This window comes from Duganella radicis, from assembly GCF_009720825.1.
GTDB classification, from domain to species: Bacteria; Pseudomonadota; Gammaproteobacteria; order Burkholderiales; family Burkholderiaceae_D; genus Rugamonas; species Rugamonas radicis.
This window is the reverse complement of the sequence record NZ_WNKY01000090.1, coordinates 1-6,247: the sequence shown is the minus strand read 5'-3', so window position 1 is coordinate 6,247 and position 6,247 is coordinate 1. Positions and strand designations below refer to the sequence as shown.

Genomic DNA, 6,247 nt, shown 5'->3' with positions numbered 1-6,247 from the left:
TTCCGGCTAAGCGTTACTACAGCGCGCTATGGGTTACTAAAATATCTGTGGTGCATAGTTATTAGAGCGATGACGCGCGCTTTTAGTTCCGTTTATTCCTGCGCTAGCGTGAAATATCAGCGATTAGCAGCAGGTAGTACAGAGTAGGCAATTTTAGTAAAACGCCGAAAAAAAAAAGACCCCCACCCTATATCCTCGCGCCCCGCGCCGCCCGCAATAAAGCGTAAATTTTTACGCTTTGTTTACACCCCGCCGCCAAGTCTTTACAAAATCTTTAGACCCTTCTGGCTAAGCTACTCCTCATCAAAACGAGACCTGTGAGGGTGTGATGGACTTTGTATTTATCGGCGCCACGGCGCTGTTTTTCCTGCTGACGGTGGCGATGGCCGCCGGCTGCGACAAATTGGGAGGCCAGCCATGAACACGTTCTACCTGATCGGCGCGATCGCGTCGGCCGGCCTGCTGGTATATCTGGTGGCGGCCCTGCTGAAAGCGGAGGACCTGTAACATGACCACCCAATCTATCGTGCTGCTGATCGTCTTCCTGGCCGTGCTGCTGGCATTGGCCTGGCCGCTCGGCATCGTGCTGGCGCGCATCGGCGACGGCAGCGCCGCGCCGGTGCCCGGCATGGGCTGGATGGCGCGCGTCGAGCACCTGATCTATCGCGCCGCCGGCGTCGACCCGAAACAAGGCCAGGGCTGGAAGTCCTACGCCGTCTCGCTGCTGCTGTTCAGCGTGATCGGCGCGCTGGTGACCTACGCGCTGCAGCGGGTGCAGGTGTGGCTGCCGCTTAACCCGCAGGCCATGGTCAACGTCAGCCCGGATTCGGCGTTCGACACCGCCGTCAGCTTTGTCGCCAACACCAACTGGCAGGGCTACAGCGGCGAGCAGACCATGAGCTACCTGACCCAGATGCTGGCGCTGGCGGCGCAGAACTTCTTCTCGGCCGCCACCGGCATCGCCGTCGCCTATGCGCTGATCCGCGGCTTTGCCGCGCGCTCGGCCCAATCGATCGGCAATTTCTGGGCCGATCTCACGCGCGCCACGCTGTACCTGCTGCTGCCGCTGTCGCTGCTGTTCGCGGTGTTCCTGATGGGGCAGGGCGTGATCCAGAACTTCTCGGCCTATAAAGAGGTGCAGTTGCTGGACGCGGTCACCTACACCCAGCCGAAAGTCGGTGCCGACGGCCAGCCGCTGAAAGACGCGCAAGGCCAGCCCGTCACCGAGACGCTGACCGCCAGCACCCAGACCATCGCCATGGGCCCGGTGGCCTCGCAGGAGGCGATCAAGATGCTGGGCACCAATGGCGGCGGCTTCTTCAACGCCAACTCGGCCCACCCGTATGAAAACCCGACCGCGCTGAGCAACTTCGCGCAGATGCTGGCCATCTTCCTGATCCCGGCCGGCCTGTGCTTCGCCTTTGGCCGCATGGTCGGCGACCAGCGCCAGGGATGGGCGGTGCTGGGCGCGATGACGCTGCTGTTCGTGGTGTGCACCGTGTTCGTGCTGGGCGCCGAGCAGGCCGCGCATCCGGGCCTGCAGGCGCTCAACGTCGACCAGAGCGCCAGCGCGCTGCAGGCCGGCGGCAATATGGAAGGCAAGGAGACGCGCTTCGGCATCAGCGCCTCGGCCCTGTTCGCGGCCGTCACCACCGCCGCCTCGTGCGGCGCGGTCAACGCCATGCACGACTCGTTCATGCCGGCCGGCGGCCTGATTCCGATGCTGTTGATCCAGTTCGGCGAAGTGATCTTCGGCGGCGTCGGCTCCGGCCTGTACGGCATGCTGGTCTTCGCCATCATGGCGGTGTTCATCGCCGGCCTGATGATCGGCCGCACGCCGGAATACCTGGGCAAGAAAATCCAGTCGTATGAAATGAAGATGACCGCGATCGCCATCCTGGTCACGCCAACGCTGGTGCTGGCCGGCACCGCGATTGCCGTGATGTGCGAGGCCGGCACCGCGGGCGTGGCCAATCCCGGCGCGCACGGCTTCTCGGAAATCCTGTACGCCTTCAGTTCGGCCGCCAACAACAACGGCAGCGCGTTCGCCGGGCTGTCGGCCAACACGCCGTTCTACAACACGCTGCTGGCGATCGCCATGTGGTTCGGCCGCTTCGCCATGATCGTGCCTATCCTCGCGATTGCCGGTTCGCTGGCCGGCAAGCAGCGCCTCGAAGCCAACGCCGGCACCATGCCGACCCACGGCGCCATGTTCATCGGCCTGCTGTGCGGCGTGGTGGCGCTGGTCGGCGTCCTGAATTACGTGCCGGCGCTGGCGCTCGGCCCCATCGTCGAACACCTGCGGCTGTTTGCCCAATAAGGAGTCACCATGTCACAAGCGAGTACATTGTTCACCAATCCGCCGGCCAGGAAGCTGCGCATGTTCGAGTCGACGCTGGTGCTGCCGGCCATCGCCGACGCCTTCCGCAAGCTGCATCCGCGCACCCAGTTGCGCAGCCCGGTGATGTTCGTGGTCTACGTCGGCAGCATCATCACCACCCTGCTGGCGGCGCAGGCGCTGGGCGGCCACGGCGAGGCGCCGTTCGGCTTCATCGCCGCCACCGCCGTGTGGCTGTGGTTCACCGTGCTGTTCGCGAATTTCGCCGAAGCGCTGGCCGAGGGCCGCAGCAAGGCGCAGGCGGCCTCGCTGCGCAGCCTGAAGCAGAGCGTCACCGCCAAGAAGCTGGCCACGCCCAAGCATGGCACCACCTGGCTGCCGGCGCCGGCGCTGGAACTGCGCAAGGGCCACACCATCCTGGTCGAAGCGGGCGACGTGATCCCGATCGACGGCGAAGTCATTGAGGGCGTGGCCTCGGTCGACGAAAGCGCCATCACGGGCGAATCGGCGCCGGTGATCCGCGAGTCGGGCGGCGATTTTTCCTCGGTCACTGGCGGCACCCGCGTGCTGTCGGACTGGCTGGTGGTGCGCGTGTCGGCCAATCCGGGCGAGACCTTCCTCGACCGCATGATCTCGATGGTGGAGGGCGCCAAGCGCCAGAAGACGCCCAACGAGATCGCGCTGACCATCCTGCTGGTGGCCTTGACCATCGTGTTCCTGGTGGTGACCGTGACCTTGCTGCCGTTCTCGCTGTTTTCCGTCGCCGCTGCCGGCAGCGGTGCGCCGGTGAGCATCACGGTGCTGATCGCGCTGCTGGTGTGCCTGATCCCGACCACCATCGGCGGCCTGCTGTCGGCGATCGGCGTGGCCGGCATGAGCCGCATGATGCAGGCCAATGTGATCGCCACCTCGGGCCGCGCGGTGGAGGCGGCCGGCGACGTCGACGTGCTGCTGCTCGATAAAACCGGCACCATCACCCTGGGCAACCGCCAGGCCTCGGCCTTCGTGCCGGCGCCGGGCGTCACCGAGCAACAGCTGGCCGACGTGGCGCAACTGGCCTCGCTGGCCGACGACACGCCGGAAGGGCGCAGCATCGTGGTGCTGGCCAAACAGAAGTTCAACATCCGCGAGCGCGAGATGGCGGCGCTCAACGCCACCTTCGTGCCGTTCACCGCGCAGACCCGCATGAGCGGCATCGACCTGCCGGCCGAAGCGGCGCAGGGCGCCACCACCGCGCCCAGCGTGGTCCGGTGCATCCGCAAGGGCGCGGCCGAGACGGTGCGCAAGTACGTCGAGTCGCTGGGCCAGCCGTATCCGGCGGCGGTGGCGCAGGCGGTGGACGACGTCGCGCGGCGCGGCAGCACGCCGCTGGTGGTGGTCGACGGCGGCCGCGTGATGGGCGTGGTCGAACTGAAGGACATCGTCAAGGGCGGCATCAAGGAGCGCTTCGCCGAATTGCGCCGCATGGGCATCAAGACCGTGATGATCACCGGCGACAACAAGCTGACCGCCGCCGCCATCGCCGCCGAGGCGGGCGTGGACGACTTCCTGGCCGAAGCCACGCCGGAAGACAAGCTGAAACTGATCCGCAGCTACCAGGGCGAAGGCCGGCTGGTGGCCATGACCGGCGACGGCACCAACGACGCCCCGGCGCTGGCGCAGGCCGACGTGGCCGTCGCCATGAACTCGGGCACCCAGGCGGCCAAGGAAGCCGGCAACATGGTCGACCTGGACTCGAATCCGACCAAGCTGCTGGAGATCGTCGAAATCGGCAAGCAGATGCTGATGACGCGCGGCGCGCTGACCACCTTCTCGATCGCCAACGACATCGCCAAATACTTCGCCATCATCCCGGCGGCGTTCGTCGGCACCTTCCCGCAACTGAAGGCGCTCGACATCATGCACCTGGCCAGCCCGGCCTCGGCCATCATGTCGGCGCTGATCTTCAACGCGCTGATCATCGTGGTGCTGATCCCGCTGGCGCTCAAGGGCGTGCGCTACCGCGCGATCGGCGCCGTGGCCCTGCTGCGCCGCAACCTGCTGCTGTACGGCGTGGGCGGCATCATCCTGCCGTTCATCGGCATCAAGGCCATCGACCTGCTGCTGGCCGCGTTCAACCTGGTGTAAGGAGCCATCATGACATCGCAACTTCGTCCCGCACTGACCGTCTTTGCCGCGCTGACCCTGATCTGCGGCGTGCTGTACCCGCTGGCCGTGAGCGGCATCGGCGCCGCCGCCTTCCCGCGGCAGGCGGCCGGCAGCATCGTCACCGTCGACGGCAAGGCGGTCGGCTCGGCGCTGATCGGCCAGGCCTTCACCTCGCCGCGGTACTTCTGGGGCCGGCCGTCGGCCACCGCGCCGATGCCGAACAACGCGGCCGGCTCGGGCGGCTCCAACCTCGGCCCGACCAATCCGGCCCTGCTGGACGCCGTGCGCGCCCGCATCGTCGCCCTGCGCGCGGCCGATCCCGGCAACACCGCCGCCATCCCGGTCGACCTGGTCACCGCCTCGGCCAGCGGCCTCGATCCCGAGATCAGCCTGGCGGCCGCGCGCTACCAGGCCGGCCGCGTCGCTGGCGCGCGCCACCTCAGCCGCGAGCAGGTGCTGGCGCTGATCGACCGTGAGACGCGGCCGCGGTGGCTGGGCTTTTTCGGCGAGGCGCGGGTCAACGTGCTGGCGCTGAATCTGGCGCTGGAGCGCGCGCAAGGGCGCGGCTGAGAGTAAAATCCGCGCATGGCCTTTCCTTCCGACCCGGTACGCTCCGACCGACTCGACCCCGATGCGCTGCTGGCGCAGGTGCAGGCGCAGGAGCGCCGCGCCGCGCGCGGCAAGCTGCGCATCTACTTCGGCGCCTCGGCCGGCGTCGGCAAGACCTGCGCCATGCTGGCGGCGGCGCGCGCGCTGCAGGCGGCCGGCCAGCCGGTGCTGGTCGGCGTGGTGGAAACCCACGGCCGCGCCGACACCGCCGCCATGCTGGCCGGCCTGCCGCGGCTGGCGCCGCGCACGGTGGACTACCGTGGCAAGCGCATCGCCGAATTCGACCTCGACGCCGCGCTGGCGGCCCAGCCGCCGTTGATCCTGATGGACGAACTGGCGCACTCCAACGCGCCCGGCTCGCGCCATCCCAAGCGCTGGCAGGACGTCGACGAACTGCTGGACGCCGGCATCGACGTGCTCACCACCGTCAACGTCCAGCACCTGGAAAGCCTGAACGACGTGGTGGGCGGCATCACCGGCATCCGCGTCGCCGAGACCGTGCCCGACACCGTGTTCGACCGCGCCGACGAAGTGGTGCTGGTCGACCTGCCGGCCGACGAACTGCTGGCGCGCCTGCAGGGCGGCAAGGTGTACCAGGCGGCGCAGGCCGAAAGGGCGTCCAAGCACTTCTTCCGCAAAGGGAACCTGATCGCGCTGCGCGAACTGGCGCTGCGGCGCACCGCCGACCGCATCGAGGGCGACGTGCGCGCCTACCGGGTGGAAAAATCGATCGCCGACATCTGGAAGACCGGCGCCGCGCTGCTGGCCTGCGTCGGCCCGCGCGCCGACGGCGAGCACACGGTGCGCAGCACGGCGCGCCTGGCCAGCCAGCTCGGCACCGGCTGGCACGCGGTGTACGTCGAGACGCCGGCGCTGCAACGGCTGCCGGCCGCGCAGCGCGAGCAGATCCTGCAACACCTCAAGCTGGCCGAGGACCTCGGCGCCTGCACCGCCGTGCTGGCGGGGCAGGACATCGCCGCCGCCGCGCTGGACTACGCGCGCAGCCACAATTTATCGAAGCTGGTGCTGGGCCGCGCCCACCGCAGCGCGTGGCAGCCGTGGCGCGCCTCGCACCGCGCGCGGCTGGCGCAGTACGCGCCCGACCTCGACCTGATCGAGATCGGCGCCCCGCGCACCCCGCCGCGCGCCGCC

6 protein-coding genes are annotated in these 6,247 nt (G+C 68.0%); all 6 read left to right on the top strand.

Annotated elements, in window-relative coordinates; all coding sequences use genetic code 11:
- The first annotated feature begins 328 nt into the window (after positions 1-328).
- Complete coding sequence (locus tag GM676_RS31920; RefSeq protein ID WP_211923326.1) at positions 329-421, top strand: potassium ABC transporter ATPase; 93 nt, start codon at positions 329-331, stop codon at positions 419-421.
- Positions 418-507 carry a potassium-transporting ATPase subunit F gene (locus GM676_RS30955; protein ID WP_155468406.1) on the top strand — a complete coding sequence of 30 codons (90 nt, stop codon included), beginning with the start codon at positions 418-420 and terminating at the stop codon, positions 505-507. Before GM676_RS31920 ends, GM676_RS30955 begins: the two co-directional genes overlap by 4 nt.
- 1 nt (position 508) lies before the next feature.
- Positions 509-2,320: a potassium-transporting ATPase subunit KdpA gene (gene kdpA, locus GM676_RS30950; protein ID WP_155468405.1), complete on the top strand. Its 1,812-nt coding sequence runs from the start codon at positions 509-511 to the stop codon at positions 2,318-2,320.
- A 9-nt stretch (positions 2,321-2,329) separates the two neighbouring features.
- A complete protein-coding gene (kdpB, locus tag GM676_RS30945) occupies positions 2,330-4,465 on the top strand; it encodes a potassium-transporting ATPase subunit KdpB (protein WP_155468404.1) in 2,136 nt (711 codons plus the stop codon).
- A gap of 9 nt (positions 4,466-4,474) precedes the next feature.
- Positions 4,475-5,056 carry a potassium-transporting ATPase subunit KdpC gene (gene kdpC / locus GM676_RS30940; protein ID WP_155468403.1) on the top strand — a complete coding sequence of 194 codons (582 nt, stop codon included), beginning with the start codon at positions 4,475-4,477 and terminating at the stop codon, positions 5,054-5,056.
- Positions 5,057-5,071: 15 nt separating this feature from the next.
- A partial coding sequence (locus GM676_RS30935; protein WP_503826190.1) for a KdpD family sensor histidine kinase occupies positions 5,072-6,247 on the top strand: 1,176 nt, incomplete at its 3' end.